This window comes from Neobacillus sp. NPDC093127 (assembly GCF_044754175.1).
GTDB lineage: Bacteria > Bacillota > Bacilli > Bacillales > Cytobacillaceae > Neobacillus.
The window spans coordinates 178420-204501 of sequence record NZ_JBIVOP010000002.1; the positions used below are offsets into that span (position 1 = coordinate 178420).

The 26082-nt window shown below is 36.4% G+C and carries 27 protein-coding genes and 1 tRNA gene; 20 read left to right on the top strand and 8 right to left on the bottom strand.

All coding sequences use genetic code 11. The features are described 5' to 3' along the window. Positions 1 to 184: 184 nt before the first annotated feature. From ACIQCO_RS04015 to ACIQCO_RS04035, 5 genes are all read left to right on the top strand, one after another. Positions 185 to 643, top strand: a complete 459-nt coding sequence (locus ACIQCO_RS04015; RefSeq protein WP_400426202.1) for an NUDIX hydrolase — start codon at positions 185 to 187, stop codon at positions 641 to 643. Positions 644 to 663: 20 nt separating this feature from the next. Continuing rightward, on the top strand, positions 664 to 1557 hold the full coding sequence (gene rapZ, locus ACIQCO_RS04020; protein ID WP_400426204.1) for an RNase adapter RapZ: 894 nt from the start codon (positions 664 to 666) through the stop codon (positions 1555 to 1557). Beyond that, entirely contained in the window at positions 1554 to 2540 is a 987-nt protein-coding gene (locus tag ACIQCO_RS04025) for a gluconeogenesis factor YvcK family protein (RefSeq protein WP_400426206.1), read from the top strand. The genes rapZ and ACIQCO_RS04025 overlap by 4 nt, the downstream gene beginning before the upstream one ends. Before the next feature lie 51 nt (positions 2541 to 2591). After that, positions 2592 to 3542 (top strand): DNA-binding protein WhiA, encoded by a 951-nt coding sequence (gene whiA / locus ACIQCO_RS04030; protein WP_400426208.1) that lies wholly within the window; start codon positions 2592 to 2594, stop codon positions 3540 to 3542. A gap of 114 nt (positions 3543 to 3656) precedes the next feature. After that, on the top strand, positions 3657 to 3914 hold the full coding sequence (locus tag ACIQCO_RS04035; protein ID WP_400426210.1) for an HPr family phosphocarrier protein: 258 nt from the start codon (positions 3657 to 3659) through the stop codon (positions 3912 to 3914). A 154-nt stretch (positions 3915 to 4068) separates the two neighbouring features. On the opposite strand, the gene clpP is transcribed toward ACIQCO_RS04035, so the two are convergent. Further along, on the bottom strand, positions 4069 to 4671 hold the full coding sequence (gene clpP, locus ACIQCO_RS04040) for an ATP-dependent Clp endopeptidase proteolytic subunit ClpP (protein ID WP_400426212.1): 603 nt from the start codon (positions 4669 to 4671) through the stop codon (positions 4069 to 4071). Positions 4672 to 4876: 205 nt separating this feature from the next. Between clpP and ACIQCO_RS04045 the strand changes: the two genes are divergently transcribed. The 4 genes from ACIQCO_RS04045 (at position 4877) to ACIQCO_RS04060 (ending at position 8539) form a co-directional block, all read left to right on the top strand. Further along, positions 4877 to 4948, top strand: a tRNA-Arg gene (locus ACIQCO_RS04045). A 152-nt stretch (positions 4949 to 5100) separates the two neighbouring features. Further along, entirely contained in the window at positions 5101 to 6069 is a 969-nt protein-coding gene (locus ACIQCO_RS04050) for a tyrosine-type recombinase/integrase (protein WP_400426214.1), read from the top strand. Between the two features lie 212 nt (positions 6070 to 6281). Beyond that, entirely contained in the window at positions 6282 to 7487 is a 1206-nt protein-coding gene (locus ACIQCO_RS04055; protein WP_400426216.1) for a ParB N-terminal domain-containing protein, read from the top strand. A 5-nt stretch (positions 7488 to 7492) separates the two neighbouring features. Then, positions 7493 to 8539: a hypothetical protein gene (locus ACIQCO_RS04060; RefSeq protein WP_400426218.1), complete on the top strand. Its 1047-nt coding sequence runs from the start codon at positions 7493 to 7495 to the stop codon at positions 8537 to 8539. Positions 8540 to 8699: 160 nt separating this feature from the next. On the opposite strand, the gene ACIQCO_RS04065 is transcribed toward ACIQCO_RS04060, so the two are convergent. The 3 genes from ACIQCO_RS04065 to ACIQCO_RS04075 form a co-directional block, all read right to left on the bottom strand. Next, entirely contained in the window at positions 8700 to 8879 is a 180-nt protein-coding gene (locus tag ACIQCO_RS04065; RefSeq protein ID WP_400426220.1) for a hypothetical protein, read from the bottom strand. A gap of 559 nt (positions 8880 to 9438) precedes the next feature. Beyond that, complete coding sequence (locus ACIQCO_RS04070) at positions 9439 to 9540, bottom strand: DUF559 domain-containing protein (RefSeq protein WP_400426222.1); 102 nt, start codon at positions 9538 to 9540, stop codon at positions 9439 to 9441. 137 nt (positions 9541 to 9677) lie between these two features. Next, positions 9678 to 10004 (bottom strand): restriction endonuclease, encoded by a 327-nt coding sequence (locus ACIQCO_RS04075; RefSeq protein ID WP_400426224.1) that lies wholly within the window; start codon positions 10002 to 10004, stop codon positions 9678 to 9680. 467 nt (positions 10005 to 10471) lie between these two features. On the opposite strand from ACIQCO_RS04075, the gene ACIQCO_RS04080 reads away from it, so the two are divergent. The 6 genes from ACIQCO_RS04080 (at position 10472) to ACIQCO_RS04105 (ending at position 13954) form a co-directional block, all read left to right on the top strand. Beyond that, entirely contained in the window at positions 10472 to 10939 is a 468-nt protein-coding gene (locus tag ACIQCO_RS04080) for a hypothetical protein (protein WP_400426227.1), read from the top strand. A 263-nt stretch (positions 10940 to 11202) separates the two neighbouring features. Then, entirely contained in the window at positions 11203 to 11424 is a 222-nt protein-coding gene (locus tag ACIQCO_RS04085) for a helix-turn-helix transcriptional regulator (RefSeq protein WP_400426229.1), read from the top strand. A gap of 67 nt (positions 11425 to 11491) precedes the next feature. After that, positions 11492 to 11653, top strand: a complete 162-nt coding sequence (locus ACIQCO_RS04090) for a hypothetical protein (protein WP_400426231.1) — start codon at positions 11492 to 11494, stop codon at positions 11651 to 11653. Positions 11654 to 11747: 94 nt separating this feature from the next. Further along, positions 11748 to 12296: an HNH endonuclease gene (locus ACIQCO_RS04095; RefSeq protein ID WP_400426233.1), complete on the top strand. Its 549-nt coding sequence runs from the start codon at positions 11748 to 11750 to the stop codon at positions 12294 to 12296. Between the two features lie 4 nt (positions 12297 to 12300). Further along, positions 12301 to 13554: a DEAD/DEAH box helicase family protein gene (locus tag ACIQCO_RS04100; protein WP_400426235.1), complete on the top strand. Its 1254-nt coding sequence runs from the start codon at positions 12301 to 12303 to the stop codon at positions 13552 to 13554. A gap of 142 nt (positions 13555 to 13696) precedes the next feature. Beyond that, the gene (locus ACIQCO_RS04105; protein WP_400426237.1) at positions 13697 to 13954 is read left to right on the top strand and encodes a hypothetical protein; all 258 of its coding nucleotides are present in this window, start codon (positions 13697 to 13699) and stop codon (positions 13952 to 13954) included. 911 nt (positions 13955 to 14865) lie between these two features. On the opposite strand, the gene ACIQCO_RS04110 is transcribed toward ACIQCO_RS04105, so the two are convergent. Further along, positions 14866 to 15699 (bottom strand): hypothetical protein, encoded by an 834-nt coding sequence (locus tag ACIQCO_RS04110; RefSeq protein ID WP_400426239.1) that lies wholly within the window; start codon positions 15697 to 15699, stop codon positions 14866 to 14868. A 14-nt stretch (positions 15700 to 15713) separates the two neighbouring features. Continuing rightward, positions 15714 to 16274: a recombinase family protein gene (locus ACIQCO_RS04115; RefSeq protein ID WP_400426241.1), complete on the bottom strand. Its 561-nt coding sequence runs from the start codon at positions 16272 to 16274 to the stop codon at positions 15714 to 15716. 285 nt (positions 16275 to 16559) lie between these two features. Here ACIQCO_RS04115 and ACIQCO_RS04120 point away from each other — a divergent pair, with 285 nt between their 5' ends. After that, positions 16560 to 17021 carry a hypothetical protein gene (locus ACIQCO_RS04120; protein ID WP_400426243.1) on the top strand — a complete coding sequence of 154 codons (462 nt, stop codon included), beginning with the start codon at positions 16560 to 16562 and terminating at the stop codon, positions 17019 to 17021. A 521-nt stretch (positions 17022 to 17542) separates the two neighbouring features. Here ACIQCO_RS04120 and ACIQCO_RS04125 read toward each other — a convergent pair. Next, a complete protein-coding gene (locus ACIQCO_RS04125; RefSeq protein WP_400426245.1) occupies positions 17543 to 18421 on the bottom strand; it encodes a GIY-YIG nuclease family protein in 879 nt (292 codons plus the stop codon). 339 nt (positions 18422 to 18760) lie between these two features. Here ACIQCO_RS04125 and ACIQCO_RS04130 point away from each other — a divergent pair, with 339 nt between their 5' ends. Genes ACIQCO_RS04130 through ACIQCO_RS04145 form a run of 4 tightly spaced genes read left to right on the top strand, consistent with a single transcriptional unit; the run spans position 18761 to position 25184 of the window. Then, positions 18761 to 20014, top strand: coding sequence for a DNA cytosine methyltransferase (locus ACIQCO_RS04130; protein WP_400426247.1), 1254 nt, complete (start codon positions 18761 to 18763; stop codon positions 20012 to 20014). Positions 20015 to 20019: 5 nt separating this feature from the next. Further along, on the top strand, positions 20020 to 21510 hold the full coding sequence (locus tag ACIQCO_RS04135) for an ATP-binding protein (protein ID WP_400426249.1): 1491 nt from the start codon (positions 20020 to 20022) through the stop codon (positions 21508 to 21510). Positions 21511 to 21521: 11 nt separating this feature from the next. After that, positions 21522 to 24173 carry a Z1 domain-containing protein gene (locus ACIQCO_RS04140; protein WP_400426251.1) on the top strand — a complete coding sequence of 884 codons (2652 nt, stop codon included), beginning with the start codon at positions 21522 to 21524 and terminating at the stop codon, positions 24171 to 24173. After that, positions 24174 to 25184 carry a PD-(D/E)XK motif protein gene (locus tag ACIQCO_RS04145; RefSeq protein WP_400426253.1) on the top strand — a complete coding sequence of 337 codons (1011 nt, stop codon included), beginning with the start codon at positions 24174 to 24176 and terminating at the stop codon, positions 25182 to 25184. A gap of 411 nt (positions 25185 to 25595) precedes the next feature. On the opposite strand, the gene ACIQCO_RS04150 is transcribed toward ACIQCO_RS04145, so the two are convergent. Further along, positions 25596 to 25799 (bottom strand): hypothetical protein, encoded by a 204-nt coding sequence (locus ACIQCO_RS04150; protein ID WP_400426255.1) that lies wholly within the window; start codon positions 25797 to 25799, stop codon positions 25596 to 25598. Positions 25800 to 26082 lie beyond the last annotated feature (283 nt).

Sequence of the window (26082 nt, forward strand, 5' to 3'; positions counted from 1 at the left end):
AGATTAAGGAATGATTCTTTGAATACCTTTTTGTCGTAAATTGTGGCGTGAAACACCATATTAGTTTGGGCCTGCTAAGGTAAAAAAATATCAATTTTGTATTCATTGTGGCTGTTTCCTAAAAATAGTATAATGAAAAGAATAAAATAAACTGTTACAATATTAGTTTTAGTAGGTGAAAAGAATGCAACGGGTCACCAATTGTGTTTTGATAAGAAATAACCAAATATTGTTACTGCAGAAACCGCGCCGGGGCTGGTGGGTGGCCCCAGGCGGAAAAATGGAACCGGGTGAATCGGTAAGGGACTCCTGCATCAGGGAATACCGTGAAGAAACGGGCATCTATTTAAAAAGTCCACAATTAAAAGGGATTTTTACTATGATTATGAAGGAAAGTGATGAGCTTCTTTCCGAGTGGATGATGTTTACTTTTATGGCAGCGGATTCAGACGGCATTGATTTAGTCGAATCTGAAGAGGGGAAGCTGGCGTGGCATGCGATAGACCAGGTGAAAGCTCTGCCGATGGCTGCAGGCGATTACCATATCATTGATTACATGATTCATGGAAAGGGCATCATTTACGGTACTTTTACTTATACAAAAGATTTTGAACTAATCAGTTATCGATTAGATCCAAGTTAATATAATTAGGGGGAATTAGAGTGAGTACCGGTTCGATTAACGATACCCAGATGGTGATTATTACTGGAATGTCTGGGGCAGGAAAAACGGTAGCAATCCAAAGCTTTGAAGATTTAGGGTTCTTCTGTGTAGATAATTTGCCGCCGACACTGCTCCAGAAATTTCTTGAACTTATGAAGGAATCAGGGAATAAAATGAATAAGGTTGCCCTCGTAATGGACCTACGGGGAAGAGAGTTTTTTGACCATTTATTCAAAGCATTGGATGAGCTGGACGAAACATCGTGGGTGAAGCCGCAGATTTTATTTCTAGATGCGGATGATTCGACATTAGTACGTAGATATAAGGAAACAAGGCGTTCGCATCCGCTGGCCAAGTCAGGCTTACCTCTTGAGGGCATCTCGCTTGAACGCGAACTTCTTGAGGAATTAAAAGGCCGGGCACAATTGATTTACAATACTTCCCAGATGAAACCACGTGAATTACGTGAGAAGATATTAACGGAATTTACCGCGAATAAACAATTAATCTTTACTGTCAATGTCATGTCGTTCGGCTTTAAACATGGGCTTCCAATTGATGCAGACCTCGTCTTTGATGTGCGCTTCCTGCCGAATCCCCATTATATTGATCATATGAGACCAAAGACAGGGCTGGATGAAGAAGTTTCAAGCTATGTTTTAAAATGGAATGAGACGCAAAAGTTTTTGGAAAAAGTAACGGATCTGCTAAGCTTCATGCTTCCACATTATAAGCGGGAAGGAAAGGCGCAGCTGGTGATTGCGATTGGCTGTACTGGCGGGCAGCACCGTTCGGTTGCCCTTGCTGAGTATTTGGGCCGATTTTTCGAAAATGATTATAAAACATGCGTTTCCCACCGCGACATTGAGAGGAGAAAGGATAAAACAACATGAGAGAGTTAAGACAGCCTCGGATTGTCGTCATTGGCGGAGGAACAGGTTTACCGGTTTTATTGCGAGGGTTAAAACAGTTTCCTGTGGATATTACCGCCATTGTGACTGTCGCGGATGACGGCGGCAGTTCAGGACGCTTGCGCGAGGATTTGCATATTCCTCCCCCCGGCGACATACGTAATGTATTAGCATCACTGTCAGATGTAGAGCCGCTGGTTGAGGAAATGTTTCAACATCGTTTTAAAACCTCGAATGAACTTTCCGGACATTCGCTGGGAAATTTAATCTTGGCGGCGATGACATCGATTACCGGCAATTTCGTTCATGCCATTCAAGAGATGAGCAAAATCTTGAATGTTCACGGTAAAGTGCTTCCGGCTGCTAATCAAAGTGTGGTTCTGCATGCGGAGATGGAGGACGGAGCAATTGTTTCCGGGGAATCAAAAATCCCTTATTCGGGGAAAAAAATTAAACGAGTGTATTTAACATCTAAAAGTGCAATCCGCCCATTACCGGAGTCAATCCAAGCGATTCGCCAGGCTGATTTAATTATCATTGGCCCTGGAAGTTTGTATACCAGTATCTTGCCAAATCTGCTTGTCCCACGATTAGGGGATGAGGTTTGCCGCTCCAATGCGAAAAAGGTGTATATTTGTAATCTAATGACACAGGCAGGGGAAACGCATGGCTATACGGCGAGCGATCACGTCAAGGCCTTATATAGCCATATGAGCTGTGCCTTTGTCGATACGGTCCTTGTCAATAATGAAGAAATTCCCCCGGAAGTGCAGCTTCGCTATAATGAAGAGCTGGCTGACCCGGTAAAGTATGATTTACCACAGCTTTTTGAACTGGGTCTCGAGGTGGTCCATGCGGATATTGCCTATCAGGAAAATGGCGCACTCCGGCATGATCCGAAAAAAGTAGCAAATATTTTATATAATTTGCTCGTGGATGAAACCAAAAAGCGTTATGAAGCGTAGATAGTAGCAGGCATTTTAAATTAATAATGTTTTTTATAAAGGGGTGAGGGGATGTCTTTCGCTTCGGAAACGAAAAAAGAATTAACTAACCTGGAAGTGAAAACGTGCTGCATTCAATCAGAGCTCTCGGCTTTGATCCGTATGAACGGTTCCCTTTCCTTTTCAAATCGTAAGTTAGTTGTTGATATTCAAACCGAAAATGCCGCGATTGCAAGAAGAATTTATACATTATTGAAAAAAAGCTACCAAGTGCAAGTAGAATTGCTGGTCCGCAAAAAAATGCGTCTGAAAAAAAACAATGTCTACATTGTTCGTTTGTCCCAGCAGGCAAAGGAAATCCTGGAGGACACGAAAATTATTGGAGATGGATTTACCATCATCCACGATATTTCGCCGGATCTTGTAAAAAAGAAGTGTTGTAAGCGTTCTTATTTGCGAGGTGCCTTTCTAGCTGGAGGCTCCGTCAATAATCCGGAAACGTCTTCCTATCACTTGGAAATTGCTTCGCTCTATAAAGATCATAATGACTCTTTATGCGAATTAATGAATACATTCGGACTTAACAGTAAAACACTTGAGCGTAAAAAAGGCTTTATTACCTATTTAAAGGAAGCCGAGAAAATTACCGAGTTTCTAAATATTGTCGGTGCCCATAATGCCCTGCTCCGCTTTGAAGACGTTCGAATCGTCAGGGATATGCGGAACTCAGTGAATCGCCTGGTAAACTGCGAGACCGCCAATCTCAATAAAACAATTGGTGCTTCCATCCGTCAGGTCGAGAATATCCGCTTGATTGATGCGACGGTTGGCTTGCAAATCTTACCGGATAAACTGCGGGAAATTGCAGAGCTTCGGTTGAATTTTCCGGATGTTACTCTAAAAGAACTGGGTGAAATGGTTTCCGGCGGTGCCATTAGTAAATCAGGAATTAATCATCGTCTGCGTAAAATTGATGAGATTGCCGAGAAGCTCCGAATGGGCGAAATTGCGCAAAGGAAGTAGACGGGTCTGAAGGGACCCAAATATTGTCCGCTTTAGGGCTAAGTGATTTTGACTTTGTGAAATAATGAATTTGTTATCATAATATAGGATAAAAAAATGAGGAGGAATTAAATAATGTTGGCAAAACAGGTAGAGGTTAAATTGAGAACAGGTCTCCAAGCACGACCAGCAGCACTTTTTGTGCAAGAGGCAAACCGCTTTTCAGCGGATATTTTTCTAGAGAAAGATGGCAAAAAGGTAAATGCAAAAAGTATCATGGGATTAATGAGCCTTGCAGTTGGCTCAGGAATCGTGATTAATATTATCGCAAACGGCGATGACGAAGAAAAAGCCATCAACGCATTAACTGACTTTATTCAAAAAGATCATTAATTTGGAAAGGGTTCAGCCTCATTTAGGAGGCTGAACCCTTTTATTTTTGCCCGAGGAAGGGAAAAAGGCGATAATTGTGCCCGGAGACAGGAAAAATGGGCCGCTCCGGTCACAAAAAAATGCAGCTGGCATTATGCCAACTGCATCCCTTTGATTATTTCTCTTTTTTATCAAGTGTGTGGCGGGTGATGATGCTGTCGATCAGGCCGTATTCCTTTGCTCTTTCAGCCGTCATGAAATTATCGCGGTCGGTATCTCTTTGAATGACTTCAAGCGGCTGGCCAGTGCGCTCGGCTAAAATTCCATTTAATTTTTCACGAAGGAAAAGGATCCGCTTAGCGGCAATTTCAATTTCGGTAGCTTGGCCTTGGGCACCGCCAAGTGGCTGGTGAATCATGACTTCAGCATTTGGAAGGGCAAAACGCTTACCTTTTTCCCCAGCTGAAAGTAAGAATGCTCCCATGGAAGCTGCCATTCCGATACAAACAGTTGATACATTTGATTTGATATACTGCATGGTATCGTAAATCGCCATCCCGGCTGTGATGCTTCCGCCTGGACTATTGATGTAAAGGGTAATATCTTTTTCAGGATTTTCCGCTTCTAAAAATAATAATTGTGCTACAATACTGTTAGCAACATTGTCATCAATAGCGCTGCCAAGCATAATGATCCGATCCTTTAATAGACGGGAATAAATGTCATAGGCACGTTCACCGCGGTTTGTTTGTTCAATAACTGTAGGAATCAAATTCATATTTCTTCCTCCTCCTGAGTGTGAAAGTTTAAAATAATTTGTATAGTAATCATACACTGATGGTCAATAAAGGTCAAACAATTCGCCTTTCAAATGTTCGACAACTTTCCTACTTAAGCATAACCAATCCGGACTAATTTAAAACCTATTATTTACTTGCAAAGTTGTCGAAACTAGCATATAATATGTAAGTCGTTACAAATTAGCGCTCGTGGTGCAACGGATAGCACGTAAGATTCCGGTTCTTAAAATGGGGGTTCGATTCCCTCCGAGCGCGTTATACAATCGTTGATATCACTGCGTTTTATATACGTGGTGATATTCTTTTATGTCCATTTTTCAATGGGTACATTTCAACCGAAAATAACACGAATAAATACCACGCAGTTCAAGACTCCCCTTACGTTAAATTCTAAGGAGGGTTCCGCTATGAAACGAAGGAACGGCACTACCAACATTTCCATTCAACACGCACTTGAAAGAAATACCACGCAGTTACAGGTCTCAAATTTTCAGTACGCAGTAAAAGAATTTCTGAGACATTGTCGCATTAAAGGTCTTTCTTCAGAAACAGTGAAATTTTACGATAAGGAACTCAAGCAAACTGGTCGGGCTTTTACCGAAATTAACGTACCCCTATTAGATATTCGAAAAATGACGATGGACCATATTGAGCAATTTATTGAGCATCAACAAAATTTAGGTCGTGCCGTAAATACGATTAATGCACGGCTTCGGGCGGGTAGAACCTTTTTTAATTTCTGTTTACGAAAAGAGTATATAGATACGAATCCTTATGAAGGCGTTCAGCAACTCCGTAAAAGGCATGAAGTTGGTGCAACATTTACAAAACGACAGTTAAAACTTTTGCTAGATGCACCTGACGTTACAACCTTTATTGGCTTACGTGATCTGGCAGTTATGTTGACGTTTGCACATACGGGCATTAGACTTACAGAATTAACCTCTCTACGCATCCAAGACGTTTCTTTTGATGGAAAGGGCGCAGTTAATATACAACGTGCCAAGAACCGCTACGCACGCCGTATACCTCTTACAAAGCGTCTGAGAGCGGTCTTAAAAGCATACATTGAAGAACGTGGTGCATTGGATACAGACATATTATTTATTAACGTAGTAAATCAACCTATTGGAGGACGCTCCATACAAAATAGATTACGTCACTACGGAAAACTAACGGGAGTTGGAAATGAAGTCACGGTCAGCCCACACGCATTTAGACGGACATTCTGTCGATTAAAGGTTGAAGCAGGAACGAATATTTTTGTATTGCAACGCTTATCGGGTCACCAGTCGCTAGAGATTTTAAAGCGTTATGTTGAGATATATGGAAAAGACTTAGAGGACGCAATTGAAAAAGGCTTTGAGGGTCTGTAAAAAATGATTGCTTAACAATGAACATAAATAATATATATTTGAACGTCACCTTATCGGGTGTCGTTTTTTTTCTTTAAATTCAAGATGATTTTGTTTAATAACAATGAAAGGATTTAATTAGTGCCATGCTTAAATGCCTAAAATACTTTGAAAGTGTGATTAGAAGATGCTATCATAAAAAAAGGTTAATTATGGTTTAAGGAGAAAATTTAATGAGTGATTACGTAAATATTTTAAAGGATGAAAGAGTAGACTGCTTTTCTGTTCTAACAAATATTAAAATTAAGGATTATTTGGAATTAGTACAAATTGCTTATAAAGATAAAGGAGGGATTGAAGGGCAAAGACAAGCATTAAAAACTAAATCCGCAATTAGAATTAGAGATCGAATGAGAGAAGATATAATTAGAGGTACAATTCTCCCGCCTATTGTGATTGGTATCGTTTTGGATACAGAAACTTATGAAAAAGTGAATTTATTAAATTCAGACAGAGATGCAATACTCGAAATATTAAATAATGTCCCAAAAGAAAGTTTATCAATTATTGACGGTATGCAAAGAACCACGGCAATAGGTGAAGCTATTAAAAGTAACAGTAATTTAAATGATAAAGATATACGAGTTGAATACTGGTTATCTACTAATACAAATAGTCTACTATACCGTATGTTAATCCTTAATTCAGGTCAGGTACCTTGGAACTTAAGAAGGCAGATAGAAATATTATATAACACATTGATAAATGAAATCCGAACCAAAGTACATAATATTCAATTAATCGAAATTGACGAAAATGGGAATAGAACAAAACCTGGAAGCTATCAGGCTGATAAGATTATTGAACTTTTTTTGGTTTTTGGTGCAAGAAAATACAAAATTGATACAAAAGAAGCATTAGCAGATGAATTTACAAAACTCGACTTCATTGAAGCGACTTCTGACAATGATTTTAGTGAAATATTTTTTGTACTACTTTCTAGAATGAACACATTTGATGAATATATTTTTAATTATATACCTGATACTGAACTATCTGGTGAGGAAGAGGAGTCTAAAGTTCCGACTAAGTTTAAAAAAGGTAAGGATTTGTTCGGAAGCCAAACAGCAAGAGTCGGCTTTATGACTGCTTTTTCTATAGAGATTTTCGGACTGCCCGGAGATGAAAAAAGTATAGAGGAACAACATGAAAAATGTAATAAAGTATTAACGCAAATGGATCAATTCTTAGATAAAATTAAAGAATACAATAACGACCAACTTGGAGAATTTCTCGATTATTTGACCCTTAATGAAAAAATAACTAAGGTTGTTTCAAAGGTTGGAGATTATGAAAGGGAATTTTTTACTAATGCATTTAGAACATTGATTAAAGAGGAATTTAGATTCAGTAAGCTTTCTCCTTGTTGGAGGTCGTAATAAACATGCCTAATCGTTTTAGAAGAAGAGATGAAATGAACGATTTTATTTTTTCTCGGCTTTTGAATTTTGTTAGTGACATCGGAAGACAAATTCCTTCAGGGAAAAGATGGGTTTCTTTTTCAGAACAAGATAAGGATGATTGTAAAAATATTAATATAGAAGAAATTTTACCTATTTCTCCTGGAGTGATTTCTTCCTTTTTTAAGCTGAATGGAAAAAAGTATTTCATAATTACAGGATATGAAAATATTAATGTAAATTTTGATGAAGGCCTATTTCTTAATGAATATGAACTTTCTGCAGGGGTTTTTTTGAAATTAGTTTGTGAATTGGGAATTCCTATTAGAAGGCAAAGTTCTAAATCCGAAATTTATGATGAAATTTTATTTCAACATGAGGAACAGACATATACAGGACACGACTACAATGATTTAATCCTATACTTTCATAATATTCTTTTATTTGAAATTAATCCAAACAGTGCTTTTATTAATCATAGATTGGGAAATCTTGTTGGCTACATTCTTACTAATAATAAAAATCTACTGCCTTTAAATTTTTCTGAAGAGATTTTAATTCAGTACACTGATCTTTTTGTACAGAATTTCAAAACTATCAACTATAATCTGTTAACTAAAAGCTTGATTTCGGTTCAATGGAAAGATGTATTTATTGAAATTTATAGGTGTATTGAAGCCGTCTTTCACTCGTTCTCTTTTAATTCGCTTCATAGAAGTTTAATGAGTTCCCTTTCAATTGATGATTTTGCGCTTTTGTTGGAGCAGAAATTAAAAGTGAAACCTACAGAAGAAGAATCGTTAATCACAATTTTCGATGGAATTGGCAGTAATACAATTGATTTAATCAAGTCTGTAAAACCTCCTAGTTTTAAGGACGCTAAGGAAGCGACATGGTTTTATAAAATAAGAAATAATATAGTACATAGTCGACCAATAAACGAAGAGGTTAATTTTGAAGAAGAAGTTTGGTGGACTCTAATATTAGCTAGTCTTCAAGTAGTAGAGCAAAGCCATAAAGTCTGTGTATAAATTATTTACTATGCTAATAACATCTGATAACAGTCTTGGAGTTTGTAATTGTTATGGCAGTACTAAAGAAGCTGCAAGAGAAATGGTATTATATAAGTTCCGAAAACTTCAAGAGGAACAAACTGTTAATAAGTAGAGCCTTGGCACGTCACCAGGGCTTTTATATTTGAATTTCACTAACCTTCACATCGTTGTCATCGATATATTCCACAACTTTTAGCAAACGTTCGATAGCGTAATTCTTATCTGATAAATCGTCAGCAATCAACTCTCCAGCAATGTCGAGGAGCTGCGTTTTAATGCGAGAAATTGTTAATTTTGCCCCCACCAACTCGTTCATTTTGTTGCCTCCTTTAGAAAATCAACTTCTGGAAAATATTAAAAAATACTGTTTTATGGGCTATATAGCCATTATTCTCAAGTTTTCTTATTTTTTCTGCATATTATTAGTTTGACAAAATCATTGTTATTTGCCTTAACTACAATATATAGTGGTGTCGGAAATATTTTCGGTACTATATATTGATTTATGGTGTTTCTCTATGTTAACCTAGTGGATATTAAGACAACTAGATAAAGCATAACTTACTAGAATCTAATTCATGATAGAGATTTTAATCGAAGGAGTTGTAAGCTTGAATTTTAATGAAGTTCTAGTAGCGATTAGCATTGTTTTAGATGTTTTTTACAAGTTATTTATGATTTATAGCAATTATAAAAACAGGAAGAATAAGAAATCCCTAAAGAAAAAGCCCACAAATAAAATGGGGCTAAAGAATAGAAAGTAGACAATTCCCTTATGCTGCAAGAAATTAAACCGTTAAGCGACCCCCAGGCTTAGCGGTTTACTTATATGTACAGTTAGGGCTTAATTTATCTGATATCACTTTATCAATCCGCTATAGAACCTTTTCTAACTGTTGGTAAATCTGTCGTCCACTAAATCTCATCACTTTCCAGCCATTTTTCCGTAAATAAGCATCCTTCCGTTTGTCTCTCACATTAGCTACCGGTGATTAATTATACGCTTTACAAACGCATCCAATAGCTATACAAAATTCACCTAAAGCTAAATCAAAGAGATCAATAAGGAAAAAAAAGAAAATACAATGTACTTAAAATATTTAATCCACTCATGTTACAACAACATTTTCGATAAAGAGTCCCGATCAATCAACTTAACACCATTTACTTTTGCAAGTTTAACGGCTGATGGAGTAAAGTATTGATTCGTAACTACCATCGCTCCGTTTGCATCGTAATAATTCATCGCAGCAACAACTTGTTGAACTGCACTAACTCCGATATTGCTATTGTATCTTTTCGCTTGAACAACGTATTTCTTGCGACCTTTTCGCAAAATTAAATCCGCACCATAATCGCCAGATCCTTGCGTTACTCTCGTTAGATACCCTTGCCGCTCAAAAACGGGTTTTAAGAATTTCTCGAATTCAAAACCATCCATTTTATCTATATCCCTTATGTCAACGGGAAGTCCGCTCTTATATCTAATTGATTTTATTAATACAGAAAGCATTTCGAATACAAAACTTCGGAATGGTTTATACGTTAAAGCAACAAAAAAAGGCATCAATAGCATTATTAGACCCGTAGAAACATTGCTAGGATTTTCGTATATAAAATTAAAAGAAGATGAATACCAAAAAATAACGACATAACTAACGATCAATTTGGTCTTCCAATTCTTTTTGAGTCTCCGAACTAACTTATACATCTGTCCGCTCCTAAGTATGTTTTATTATATTTTGAACATATATTTTCCTGAATATACCAATGTCGAACACCCTAAATAATTTCTATTTTCCTTGAGATTTTGTTTTTTCGTACAATTATGTGGACATTGCGTAAACGTACTTTATTTTTGTAAGATGGAAAAAAACGGAGGGTGAATTAATGGCGTACTATATGGTTATGAAGGAAGAAAAATTGGTAGATAAACGTACTTCTGTAACCGCAAGATTAGTTTGGAAAAGTATAAGAAATAATTGTAATGCGAATGACTGGATTAATTCTAGCTTAATTATTGAGAATTTTAGAGATCACTTCAGTAGACAGCAAATCATTAAAGCATTAAATCAATTAGAAAAAAGAGGTCTAATAAGAAAAGAACAAAAGGGTGTAAGAGTTATTAATGAAAATTATCTTATCGATCTTATCAAACGAATCCCACAAAAGAATCACGTTCGATTAGCAAATATTATAGTAAATTATTTTATTGAAAGTCCTGCTTCAGATGATTCGTTCCCAAATGAATTAGCAACCGCATTTTTGATTGAAGAACAATTTAAAGGGTCAACACCAGGGGAGATTTTTGAACAACAATTAATGTTAATGATTGATAATTATAGAATGGAAACAAACCAGGGTAGAAATTTATAATAGTTAGCCATAACAAAGCAGATTGTTTTAGGCGTAGCCATATAGGTTACGTTTATTTTTTTTGATAAAAGTTTTCATTAAGCGTTACACAAAGCCGTTAGGGGTCGGACTACTAAGATGAGACAAGTTAAATACGCTTTACTCACTTGATTTATTGTTGATACGGACAAAGAAGAAAAAATCTTTTTTAATGCGATACTATTAGACATTTTGGTCGGATTATTAATATGTCAAAGAAATGAACTTGAAAGGAGGTGGATTGAATGGTCACATCAACAACGATAAAAGTCGTAAGAGCATATCTAGGCATTTCACAGGGAGAATTGGCAGAAAGGATGCATGTTAGTGTCAGTTTGGTATCGGCAGTCGAAAAAGAAACGAAGCGAATTACCCGGGAGTTTGCTAAAAGATTCAAACGAGCAGTAGGGATTAGCGATGCCATACTAATTGATATTCAATATGTGCAAAGTAAATTAGCAGAATAATAGAGGTCGCTTATATTTTTTGAACATTAAGTGTAAATAATTCACGGATTTATAGGAGGGAAATTATGTGGAGAAATTTGGAATTATTGAGAAACGTGTGGAATCGATAAAAGAGACTCTGAATATCGCAAAAATAGATGATGCTGAGATTGATAAGGCATTGGAAGAATGGGTTGAGAATAAATTACACAAAAAACTTCAGGAAAAAGGATGGCTAAAGAATGAATAACGATTTCAAACACAATGATGATGGTACTACAACGGTATATATTGAAAGTCTTGACCGAATTCTAGAGATGCATATCAACACAGAGGATTTTTACATGCTAAAAAGCCGAGGTTACAATATTTGCGTTAAGTGGGATTCAGAAAGCCGTACCTGGTATGCACGCAGTAAAGATAAACGTGTACATCGCCTAATAAAAGGGGAACCTGTGGGAATGCACGTCCATCATATAGAGGGTAACGGATTAAATAACACTCGAGAAAATCTAGAAGTGGTCACGCCCAGTGAACATGCACGTAAGAAACATCCTAAAGGACCGATTAAAGGAGACCCGAGTAAAGGTATTAAAGTCCATATTCTAACCAAGGCAGGTCGTAGTAGAAAAAAGCCATCAACACTTAATTGGTTCCGTTTGGAGGTAAATGGATTACATTATGGAACATTTGACAGTGAAACGAATATAAGTCTACACAACAAGGTTGCGGACATGGTAGTAAATGAAAATGCAACGAATGAACAGATTTATTCATGGGTACTACGTCTCGGACATGACAAAGAGCATGTTGCAGCTGTAATCAAGGATGTACGCAGATTTTTTTGTACACCTGATCCCTCTAAAAAAATGTTAATCAAAGTAGGAGATTAGGAGAATGAGCAAAAAAGTTAATATTATCGATAGCATGATGGGGACGGGTAAAACAAGCTACGCAATTCAACTAATGAGGGAAGCGGATATAAGCCAAAGGTTTATATTCGTTACACCGTACCTTGATGAGGTCCAAAGGATAAAGCAAGAAGTTACAAACAGGGATTTCAAAGAACCCGATTCTAAGCACGGATCCGGCACCAAGTTACAGTCGCTCAAACGTCTTATCGCCGATGGTGAAGACATTGCAACGACACACGCCCTGTTTGCAATGGCTGATGACGAATTGATTGAATTACTAAGCTGGTCAAATTATACATTGATAATGGATGAAGTAATGGAGGTTATATCACAGATACTGCTAAAAAAAGGGGATATTCAAATGATGTTAAAAGGAGGTGCAATCGAAATAAATGATGGCGGTAAAGTTACTTGGAAAGAACACCCGAAGTTTGACACAACGTTCAGCACCGTTCGTGATTTCGCTTTAGCCGGAAATTTGTATCTAGTAAACAACGTAGCATTCGTTTGGAATTTCCCGGCCAAAATTTTTAATCTGTTTGATATGGTTTATATACTGACCTATATGTTCGATGGGCAGTTACAAAAGTACTATTACGACTTACACAATGTTCAGTACGATTATTATTCAGTGGTAAAGTATGGTGATAGATACGAGCTGCAACAATTATCAGTTACTCAAGAAGATCGATCCAACTTTAAGAACCTCATTCACATTTATGAAGGGGAAATGAATGATATCGGTCAAAATAAATACGCTTTGTCCAAAAGTTGGTACGAAAATTCCCATAACAAAGAAAAAGTAAAATGCTTAAAAAACAATCTGTACAATTTTTTTAGAAATATCCATAAGGCTCCTGCTGGTAAGATATTGTGGACAACATTCAAGGATTGTAAGAAAAAAATTGAAGGTAACGGATTTAGAAAATCAGAGCCGGAAACCATCTCAAAAGTCGTCGTCGGACTAGCATGTTTTATTTCGTTCAATATGCGTGCCACCAATAAATATAAACATAAAGACATTTTAGCGTTTTGTTTAAACCGTTTCATTAATCCAATCGAAGAACACTTTTTTGAGCAGCGCAATGTTAAGGTTGATGAAGATTTACTTGCATTATCCGATTTACTCCAGTGGGTATTCCGCTCCGCAATCAGAGATGGTAAACCCGTACACATCTATATTCCAAGTCGAAGGATGCGTGATTTGCTGAAAAAATGGCTAAATAATGAAATTTAATGTTCCTTGACACAATCGCCTGGGCGTATGATGCGCTCGGGTGATTTTTGTTATATGCGAATTATCTCGAAATAGGTATAAATGAAATAACTTCATAGAAATTGCAGAAATAATAAATGGGAAAGCCTTGGAGGAAAATAAAATGATCTGCGATTTAACACACCACAAATGGCGTAAAAAACTGTTGGAATCACGTAAAAAAGGCGTAATCTATCGAATAAACAACAATAAGGAAGAAGATAAGTGTATCTTAATGATGTATGGTGATGGAATTTGGCAATTAGGCCTGGGCGATAGTTATAACGTAGAAGAATTTGTAAATGTCGATTCCGCAACTGAATACATTATCACAAAGGGGGTCGATGATTACGATATACACTTTGATATGATTCGGCTGTAACGGCTAGCGACAATTAACGAACTTGCATCTAGCACGTAGGCCGTGCTAAAAACGTTTTAAAACCCAGTCGTATCAAGGGTTCCAGGCTCTAAGTCTTAAGAGAAGGATATATAAATAGAACGTAATAACCTTCGCCTAACTGCTTGGTGATGTAACCAAAGCTTATCAGCTTTAGTCACATCTAAAAATATTTGGACGTTGTAAGTTTTGTGAAGACTGCCTAAGCAGGATTCAACTGAGCGTTAGCGAAGTTATTACGTTTATTCGGCAATACATAGTTGGACAAAGGTTAACCGACTAGTACGCACAAATCATTTGGTTAACCGGGTTAATTGTAGTTAACAATAAGTTACGGAAGCAAAATGCATTTTTGCGGATGAATGATCGGATTAGATCGTTGATGCCAAGGAACGTAGTCTAAGCCGGTGCCAGTATCTAGTATATATCCGGAAAGTTTACATCTATATATTGTGTGTCATTATAGGTAAGGTTTGAGTGGTTACTGAGCGTTAAAAACCGCATCACATAGCCTTCGGACTGTACAGGGGTGTTATGTGAACGTTTGGTAGTTTATAGCGGATGCGGTGACCAAACGGACGCTACAGACCTAAGGGTACGGTGAGACCTATGGGTACGAAATGTCCGAAGGGTTCCGGTAGAATAACGTTGTTTGGTGATTTGATCCGTGTAATTAATGATAAAATCGCCTGATTACGTGTCTGGAAATGTCATTTTTCGGAAAACTCCAGGGGGGTATTTAGGGTCCTTTAGTGCAGTAAAACGTAAGTTCGGGGGTTTTTGTTATACAATATTTGCTTTACTACACTAAAGAGTATGACATGGATAGAGATTTACCTAGGAAGATTTATTTAAATAACAAGACATCTATGGATCACACAAATCAAAGCTATTTATTTTACTATTATGTTAATACTCGGATGACTTTTTATTATTTTTAGAGCATCATGATAGGGTTCTGGTTCGATAATGTTAAAGTGAATGTTGCCTTTATTAAATTCCTCTATGTTTTTATATGAGGCAAGTAAAGGTATTTTTCCACCATTTTGTTTTATCATCGTATTTAGATATTCAATACCTTTTAATATTACAGGAGCAATATCATAGATGAAATCCTGGTAAAGATGTTTGATAAACATCATAGAGATTTCAATATGAGGTTCTAATGAAATTAACTCAGGCATTCTTTGGATATCTTCTGTAGCATGTTTCCAAGATTTAAACTGTAGTAGTGATTCTCTTGAAGCAAAAATACCTTTTGGTCCATTAACGCTTTGCTTAATTACTGATAATGGAAAGCCGTAATGTAGAGCAAAATTTCGCATTAATGCTATAAAACGATATGAAACATGGTTATCATAAAAGTCGTGTGTTGTTTCCTGGAATTCTTTCATTCTTGCTTTTCCAAAATGCTTTTTATTGTATCTTTCTCCATAATCTATGAACATTGATAGAGAGGATAGAAAATTAATTAGTAGACGATTAGCATCTAAATAAATTGATTCTTTATCTGTTGCTAATTTTTCACTTATTTTAGAGAAGTACTCTAACAATTCTTCTCCGTTTCTATATAGGAGATTGTAGACATTATCCATAGCATTTATCTTATTTACTTCCCCCAGCATAGTTGTATGATTATTGTATTCTTCTTTTGTTATATGTTTTTGTATAATAAAATTATGTCCTTGCTCTGCTGTAAAATCCCTATAACCAATTCCATAAATCATATTTTTTCTCTCCTTTACTCGGTTGTATGTAACTTCTTTTTAAACCGTATTAACGTACTCTTCGATATTTTAGTCATTTCTTCAACCTCTTTGTAAGAGTGCGTTTTTAACAGCTGTAGGGCATGACTAATTTGCTTTTTAGTGAATTTATTTGGTCGACCCTCTCGGAAATCTTCACGCTGCTTTGCAATCGCTTTGCCTTCCTGAGTCCGCTCCACTATCATATCACGTTCAAACTCCGCGAAACCGCTCATGATCGTTAAAATAAGTCTGCCTGTTGGCGTGTCTTCCACTAGGCCCATATTTAGAACATGTACTTTAACGCCCTTTTCGAATAACTCTTTTACTGTGTTGATTGCATCGATTGTAGAACGTGCAAAGCGGTCTAATTTCGTTACTACTAACGTATCTCCGTCTTTAAGCTTCGAAAGTACTTCTTTAAATTTTGGTCGGTCTGCCTTTGTTCCAGTGAACTTTTCCGAATAGATACATTCGCATCCTTCATTCTTTAGCGCTTGGAATTGGGCTTCTAAATCTTGTTGAACAGTACTCACTCTCGCATAGCCATATTTCATCGAATTTCCCTCCTGATTTATGAATCTAAGTTATGACACCACTTAATATCCTGATAATACTGCTTCCAGAAACTGGTGTCAATACTTAAAAGTTATGAATCCATTTTGAAATGAGGTAAAAGGAAACGATAAAAAATCTCATAAGAATTTAATTAATATATTCAACTATTATCTACTTAAATCTGATTACTTTCACTTTTCTATGTTGTATAATTTATGTAGATTTGGTAAAAGATGATGATTTTTGTTACTTGCTACTAAATTTTAAATAATGGGGGATCAAATGTGAGTAAAAATTCAACGCCTGAAAAAGTAGAGATAGTAAAAGTTGACCCAAATGATGTACAACTAGTTGAGAAAAATGAATCTAGTAACAACTCTTCTAGTGGCCTTAGAGCAGTTGGTAAGGAAATTGGAACTACAATCATAAAAGAATTCGCAAAGGCAGCAGTACCAGCCACAATTGAAATGGTAAAAGGAAAGATTGATGATGATCGTGAAGAAAAAAAGAAAATATTCGAAGATAGAAGAGCAATATTACAAAGGGACTTCAATGTCCTAATTCAAAATATTGAAAAAGAAGAAGCTAAAGAGAATTACAATCAAGAAAGAATAAATAATTGGTATGAACGAGTAGATAAGATAAAACAAGAACTCAGTGAAATGCAAGAAAAAACTGATGGTTTTGCCAAAGGGTTATTAAATTCTATCAAAGAATTTTTATCTAAATCGGGAAGAACGAAATAAGCTTAATTACAGTTTCAGAAGCCATGAGAACAGCTGATATTAAATGTACGACATTATACCATTATGAAATTCTACCAGTGAGCCAATCGATTGGTTCTCTTTTTTTTGTTTGCTTACGATGCCACCCCTTTGCAAGAGCGACCCCACCCTTGTAGAAGCACTACGCCTGGTGTAACGCACACATGGACGCCAAATGTCGAATCCCAACGAGTCGAACGCCCCCCTCCGTCTTTATAGGATTAGCGGGTTGAAATAGAAAAATTGGTTCTAATAAAATTTTTTAATTGGGGAATTTTGGGGATTTTTTAAGGGATTCATAATAGGGGTAAAGAGTATTTATGGCTTTTGAGGTTTTCTTTTGGGGAATTTGTGTTTTAAAGTTTTTTTTGAAGGACTATTATCTTGTCTACGTATCGGAAACTTGTGTTATCAGTACACATTGTGTGTACCTTCTTACAGAGAACGCTTTGTAAAGCGTCCTGGTGTCCTTGAGTGTATTTCGAATTTCGTAATAAAACCGCTTAATCTGGGTTGCTAATTTTCTCGTATTCCTCTTTATACATCCACTTATAACCGTATGCTGACACTTGTTTGCCTCTACACACCGCACTTATGTCTGAGCCTTTTTGCCTTCCATGAAACTGTGCTGCTTCCTTAGTCGAGTTGAATGATCTTATTATCTTTCCTGTGTCCTTATCCAACATTACAACGGCAGTATGTTTCCACTTTTGATTAGCCAATCGCCTAGCTTTAAGTTCTTCTTTCGATAACTCAGGTGGCTCATATTCTGGGTCATACCAAGTTTTATTTCGTATAATATACTTTACCCCTGATAAATGTATCATGGGGTACATTTTGTGAATTTCTCCAGCAGATTTATTCTTATACAAATCCCGTATGTTGTGTATATCATCCCACGTTAATTTGACTGTTGATGAGTTCTCGCCGGTGAATCTGCCTTTATTTGATTCAGATATTATCGCACGAACACGTTCATCATGTGTTTTTCCAAAGAAGTGATTATTCACCCCTCTAACGCCTAAAGACTGTTTTAACCGAGAACTCATCAATCTTTTACGACCTCTTAAAGCGCAATCGGCGTACTTGGAAACATTATAGCCAATATCTCTTTTCCAAGGTGTAAGCATATCAAGGTACGCTTGCTCTAATGGGACTAACTCCTCTTGTTCATCCGTTTCGTGAATAATTTCGAAATGAAATGCTTCCTCACCATACTTATTCCATGAATTTTGTAAGTACCTACTATGATGATTATTCCTATTATAGTCGTTAATGTGGTCTTTCCATCTGAGTAGTATATCCTTGCTTGAACCGATATAGAATTTCCTGTTTATTTTGTTCGTTATTTTGTACACACCCACAATGAATTTTTTGGACACTAAATAACACCTCCAAACTTAATTATACCCAATGCCCACTTTTTTTCGTAGAAGAACAAGCTAATGACTAGCATAAACAAGAAATTGCCGAGTATTTGGAGTACAAATACATTATTTTAGATTATAGGGAGGGTGATCCTGAAATAGCTTTAGTAAAGCTTTGTCGAATTTAATGAAACAGTTGTCCTTTTTTTCTTGTTATGTTATTGTAAGTGATTTACAATTAATATGGGCCTCGTTTTTGTTAAATTTAAAAACGCATGTTCTGTTTTTCTTTTGTTATTATATTAATTCTTTTGTAAAATAGTATATAAATATCATTAAACTTAGGTGAAGAATATGAAATTAAATTTTATTGATTTATTTGCTGGGGCGGGTGGCCTATCTGAAGGATTTATGAAACAAGGATTTAAGCCTCTTGCACATGTTGAAATGGATAAATATGCAGCACAAACCTTACTAACTAGGACTATTTACTGGGAATTACAGAAGTCCAATCAAGAAAGGGTATATTTGGATTTTTTAGAGGGTAAAAAGACTAGGGAGGAACTGTATTCATTTTTACCTCAAGAACTATCAAATGTAGTAATAAATCGGGAAATATCGGAACAGACAATCGATAATATTTTTGAAGTTATTGATAATAACATGAGACTTTTAAACGAAAAAAAAGTTGACATAATTATTGGTGGGCCACCCTGTCAAGCGTATTCACTTGTTGGGAGGGCTAGAGACCCTTTTGGTAAAGAAAATGACCCTCGTAATTATCTGTATAAACAATATATAAAATTTTTAGAAAGATATGAACCGGATTTATTTGTTTTTGAAAATGTCCCTGGAATAAAAAGTGCTGGGAATGGTGCTTTCTTTCAAGCTATGAAGGCTGATATGCGTAACTCGGGTTATACACTTGAAACAAAAGTAGTTGATGCTTCCATTCACGGAGTACTACAGCAGAGAAAACGAGTAATACTAATAGGTTGGAAAAAGGATTCCAATATGAGTTTTCCTGATATTGAAACAGTGGTTGGAAACTATCTTGTTTCCGATCTGCTAAATGACCTCCCAAAGGTCCAACCTGGTGAATCGTTAAATAGGTGTGAATATGTTGCTGAAGCTTCTGATTATTTAAAAGATACGGGGATTCGGAAGGGAAATTTTGTAACGCAGCACATAACTCGTCCTCATAATAGCCGAGATAGGGAAATTTATCGTTTAGTAATCGAAGCATGGGAAAAAGATGGTACACGATTAAAGTATACAGATATTCCCGAAAGTTTACGTACCCATAATAATCTTAAGTCATTTCTAGATCGGTTTAAGGTAGTTGGAGGGAACGTGCCATATTGTCATACTATGGTTGCACATATATCAAAAGATGGACATTATTATATTCATCCAGATAAAAAACAATTACGATCATTATCGGTGCGCGAGGCTGCACGAATTCAATCATTTCCGGATGATTTTTATTTTGAGGGACCACGGACTGCAATCTTTACTCAAATAGGAAATGCTGTCCCTCCATTACTTTCCGAAAAAATTGCTGCAGGTATAAAAGCTATGTTTCAATCAAAAATAGGTACGAGGTGACAAATATGGCAAAGCCAGTCTTATTATTGCCTTCGGCAAATAGAATGATAGGTTCTATGAGAGATATTGGATACGACTTATCTACTTCTATTGCTGATTTGGTCGATAACAGTATAGAAGCAGGTGCAACAGAAGTTTTTGTAAACCTCATTTATAAAGAGAATAAATCATGTATTAGGATACTTGATAATGGTATAGGTATGTCTACAGAACAAATCGATGAAGCACTTCGTTATGGAAGTAGACGCAATTATTCTAGCAATGATTTAGGAAAGTTTGGTTTAGGACTTAAGACTGCTTCATTAAGTCATTGTCGAAAGCTATCAGTTGCAAGCCGTCAAAAGGGTAGTAAAGAAATTTCAATATTAATGTGGGATATGGACCATATTGAAAAAGAAGATAGATGGGAGGCTTTAAGACCTGAATTACATGAAGCAACTCATGAGCTGTATGAAAAATTACAAGATATTACGGGTACTTCAATACTTTTGGAAAATCTTGATAGGGATTCTACAGGGAGTTCAGATAAAAAAAGCTTTATTGCAAGTTGTAGACATGTGGAGGAGCATCTTGGAATGGTATTTCACCGTTTCCTTAATCAAGAAGCTAAAAGAAAATTGCCTTTAACAATCTATATTAATGGAAACAAAATAAAAGCTTGGGACCCATTCGTTAGAAATGAACCTGACACAAGAATACTTCCATCTCAAGAATTTTTTTACGAACACCAAGAGAGAAAATTAAGTATTAATGTCCAACCTTATATCTTGCCTCCGGAACAACTTTTTAGTTCCAAATCCGCACATGTTGAAGCTGGAGGACCTAAAAAATGGAATAGACAACAAGGGTTCTATATATATCGAAATGATAGACTAATACAAAGTGGTGGTTGGAATCGGGTACGTGCGGCAGACGAACATACGAAGCTAGCACGTATCTCAATTGATTTTAATTCAAATGCTGATGAGTCTTTTAAAGTAAATATTGCAAAGATGACAGTACAATTACCAACAAAGGTAAGACCAGAATTAACTAAATTCGCTTCTCAAATAGCTTCTGCTGCTGATAAAATCTATCGAGAAAAGCCTAATAAGAAGCAAAATAGCATGTCAAGGACCGGAAATATTTTTAATGGACAAAATTCGGAACCAAATTCCCAAATTACGCAAAAAACAAGTTCAGCAACAAATCAAACTTCTCAGATTAACCCAACATCAAGAGTAGAAACAAATCAAACTTCTCAGAATAACCCAACATCAAGAGTAGAAACAAATCAAGCTTCACAAAATAATCCACCTTCTAGAGTAGAAACAAATTACTCCCCAACCCCTGATTTATATCAAGGCAAGGGGGCAATTACGGAAATAGGATCTGGTGCAAATTTGGTCGATACAGTAATAACAGTTCTAAAAAAAGAACTTTCTGATAAACCAGAAGTCCTGGGACGAATTTTATCTTCACTGGCAAAATTAAGACTAGAATTTAGAAATAGCTAGGTGGTGTAAAAGTGCAAAATATCGAGAATTTTTGTAGGATTGCAAGAACCTTGATGGATGCTTTGGGACTATCCATTGAAGAAGCAATATGTAACCCAGCTATTCCTCAGGAATATAGGGATATAGTTCTTGAAGCACTAGAAAGGGAGAAATTTATAATACGTGACCCTAGTTTAATAGAAGATGAGAATAGGGAACACGATATTTGGCTTCCCAATGTTGATCGTAATAATTGGTATTATTGGCCTAGACTAAGGAAGTACTTAATAGACCACAAAGGGTGGCCGATTGAAACTGTAAGGTCAATTGATGATGCTACAGATAGAATACTAGGAGCCATGGAAGATCCATCTAAATCTTCTTTTGATACTAGAGGATTGGTTGTTGGATATGTACAAAGTGGTAAAACAGCAAATTATACCGGTTTAATTGCGAAAGCAGCTGATACGGGATACAGATTAATTATAGTTTTAACAGGAATGCACAATACTTTAAGATATCAAACGCAAGTTCGTCTAGATAAGGAACTAGTTGGTAAACTAAATGGAGAATCGGTTGGTGTTGGGATACCTATATCCGAAAAAGAATGGTATACATTGACAAAAGCAGACCCTAAGCAAGGAGATTTTGAGCCGGGGAATACAGGAACTGCTGTCCTTAGTTATTCTAAACCGGTACTAATTGTTACCAAAAAAAATGGACCTGTATTAAGGAAACTCATTGATTGGTTGAGCCAAACACAAGAACATACTAGGAAAAATATACCTTGTTTAATTATTGATGATGAAGCGGATCAGGCATCGGTAAATACTGGAGGGAATAGGCCTCCAGAAGATGATTGGGATATTGTAGATGTGGATAATCAGGATCCACCCAGCACAATTAATGGTTTAATAAGGCAATTACGTGACTTATTCATTAAGAAAGCTTATGTGGCATATACAGCAACTCCCTTTGCAAATGTGCTAATTGATTATGAGGCGCGTGATGTTCAGGCCGGTGAAGATCTATATCCGAAATCATTTATTTTAGCATTACCTAGACCAAATGGATATTTTGGCGCAAGAGAAATTTTTGGGACAATTGATGAAGAATATTCGGGTATAGATGTAATTCGAAGAGTCCCAATCACTGATATACCATTTCTAGTTCCAGAGCGAAGGTCTGAAGTTGAGACTTTTGAACCACGAATTCCTGAAAGTTTAAAAAGGGCTTTAAAGGATTTTATCTTGGCTGGTGCTGCCAGATATGCAAGAGGACAAGACAATGAGCCGATGGCAATGCTGGTACATACAAGTTACAGAACACTCATACAAGTGAAGATGGCAAGATTGCTTAAAAATAATTTTGGATCACTCCGTGATGAATGGCGATATTTTAGGGATGATTTAAAAACAGATTTACAAAAAATCTGGGAGACAGAATTTAGACCTGTAACCCGATCTGTAAACGTTGAGTTCGACATGCCTTTTAATAAAATTGAGGACCACATTGGTACATTCTTGGAGCAGGTAACATTTAAAGAATTACATGGTGATTCAAGTGATGAAATTGACTATGAAAGAGATCCAAATCAAAAGATAATTGTCATTGGAGGAAATCGTCTTTCACGTGGATTAACACTTGAGGGGTTATTAGTTAGTTATTATGTTAGACCAACTCCGTATTATGATACCTTAATGCAAATGGGAAGATGGTTCGGCTACAGAAATGGTTACGCTGATGTTACACGTATATATACCACTAAAGTTCTTTCAGATTGGTTCAGGGATTTGGCTACAGTTGAAGAAGAACTCCATGGGGAAATTGCTAAATATGTTTATGAAGGAGTGACTCCAACAGAAGTGGGCGTACGTATTCGCCAACACCCTGCTATGTTAGTTACTAGTCCATTAAAGATGCAAAGGACACACATTGTTAACATTTCATTAGCTAACCAAACACTTCAATCAATTACCTTTCCGCTTAGTGATTACGATTGGTTGCGAAGAAATATTGAAGTAACGATAGGGTTTCTTTCTGTATTAGGACCACCAACTAAAACACATGGTGAAAGTAAGCCTATATGGTCAAATGTTGATTCAAAAGACATTTTAGAATACCTTTCAGAGTATAGAACCGACCCTGATGCAACCAAGGTAAGGGCAGACAAGCTAGTTGATTATATAACTAGACAAAATGAGAATGGTGAATTAACTAATTGGGTTGTAGCTGTGATTGGAAGAGGAAGGTTTGATGATGAATTAGGAAAACTAGATTTCGGAATATCTGGTTTTGGTGAAATTAATTTAATTAATCGTTCTAAGATAATAAATACCAATTCTTTAAAAGCAATTGCATCAGCTGATGACCAAAAATTAGGGTTGAATGAAGAACAAATCAGTTATGCAGAAGAGTTGAAGGAACAAGAAAATATGAAAATTGCTGAAGCTCTTCGTTATGCTAGGGACCCAAGACAGGGACTATTGTTAATATATCCAATTAGTAAATATTCTACAGTACGATCTGATGATGGGGATGATAGAGATCCAACAAGGGAACGATTGTTTAGTGATCCAGATTCGGCTGAACATGTAATAGGAATTGCAGTAGTTTTTCCTCACTCAGATAACGCTGCAACAGTTGAATATCGTTTATCGTACAGGTTTGACGGAGGAGAATAAATGACTAGAGAAATCACAGAAGATAGTTGGCGTGATTTAGAGGATTCACTCCCAGCTTATGGTTTATATAATGCTAAAAAATTAGAAGGTAGTGAAAAAATTTTCCTAGCCGTAAACCATAATGGTTTTCGAAATGTTTTATTACAAATAAATAGTATTGATTCAGCAATCTTTGATAACCATAGTCGGGGACTTATTGTACAAGGTAAAGACTTAGTTATTAAGAGAATTGAAAGTACTTTCATTGTAATTACATGTTCTGATAAAGAGGGACATAAAACGTTTAATCTAGTTGCTACCGATATTCTGAATAAAGTGATATCAGGTCTGAAACCAGCAGATGCCGTTACTCAAACACTTGAGAAGTGGAGAAAATTTTGGGGAAGTAGTTTTAGAAAAATATTAACCGAGGATCAGATAAAAGGGTTATTTGGCGAATTGTGGTTCCTTTTTGTTTGGCTATTACCTAAAAATCATAAGTTTGTTGAAAACTGGGTTGGTCCCTCTGGTAGCAGAAATGACTTCGAGTGGAAGAACCTTGCGACTGAAGTTAAGACTACTTCTTCAGTAAGAGGTCATATACACAGAATAAATGGGATAGAACAATTGGATCCTCCTCAAGATGGTAAACTTTATTGTTTTAGTCTCAGAGTAAGGAAGGAGAAAACCGCCCAAAACACACTTCCAGTCCTAATCAAAAGAATACAGAATTTATTAGCAAGCAATCAACATTTGCTTGATTTATTTGATGAGAAAATAGCTATTTCGGGTTATTCTCCCGCTCATGAGGATGAATATTCCGAATATCAATACAGGGTTATTGATGAAAGGCTCTATATAGTAGATGATGAATTTCCAAGGCTGTCTGTTTCATCATTTCAGGACGGTGTTCCATATGGTGTTGAACGCATAGATTATGATGTGAACTTAGAAGTATGTCGAGAATGCTTGATTGCAAGAAATCCATATGAGTTCAATAGTGTACTGGACATTACAAGTGGTCTCTCGTAAATTACCAAAACTCTGTTCATGCGAAGGAAACAGGTAAACGTATCTGAATGCTGTAAAGCACAAACCCTAGAAGGCATCGTCTTAAAACGTAAGAATTCTCGTATGAAGTCGGCGAACGTTCCCATTCGTGGCTGAAGTTGATTAACTATCAGTATTCAGATGCTTTTCTTGCCGGTTATCGTAAGTAGCCAAAGGACTTCGGATTGTTGTTAACATTCGAAAACGGACGTAATGCTGGAGTAATGGAACTGAGGGTTCTACCAGTAGATTGGAAGCGTATTTATAAGATTCCAGTAATTAGGGAAGAGAATAGTTTAGCATTTATTGAACCGTAAAGCTGGTGGAAAATATCGTAATTTAACGAAGGCGGGCGTATTATGTCTCCCTGGTTTAGTGGAGTGGGTTTGGAGCCTAGGAAGTAATACTTAAAAGAAGTTCCAAAACGATAATAATTTTAATGTTGACAATATCTGATTTCTTCAATATTATGTGAGTAACGTAAAGGTTCGTCTTTGGACTAAATAACACGCAGTGATAATGGTGGTAATCGCCATAAACATTGATATAACAACGATAACGCTTGAATGTACCAACGAGTGGTGCAACGGATAGCACGTAAGATTCCGGTTCTTAAAATGGGGGTTCGATTCCCTCCGAGCGCGTCATGAAGGCCTCCTGTTTTTTGCAAACAGGGGGTTTTTATTTTTTTTAAAAATAATCTTTTTCCACAAAATGTCTAATTAGCCAAAACCCCTTAAAAAGTAGCCAAAACTGGTCAAAAAATAGCCAAAACCCCTCGAAAAGCAGCCAAAACCCTTAAAAAAATAGCCAAAACCCTTAAACCGAACTCCTAAATCCATTCAATATTTATTTTCCATACCCGAAACCCCTTCTTTCA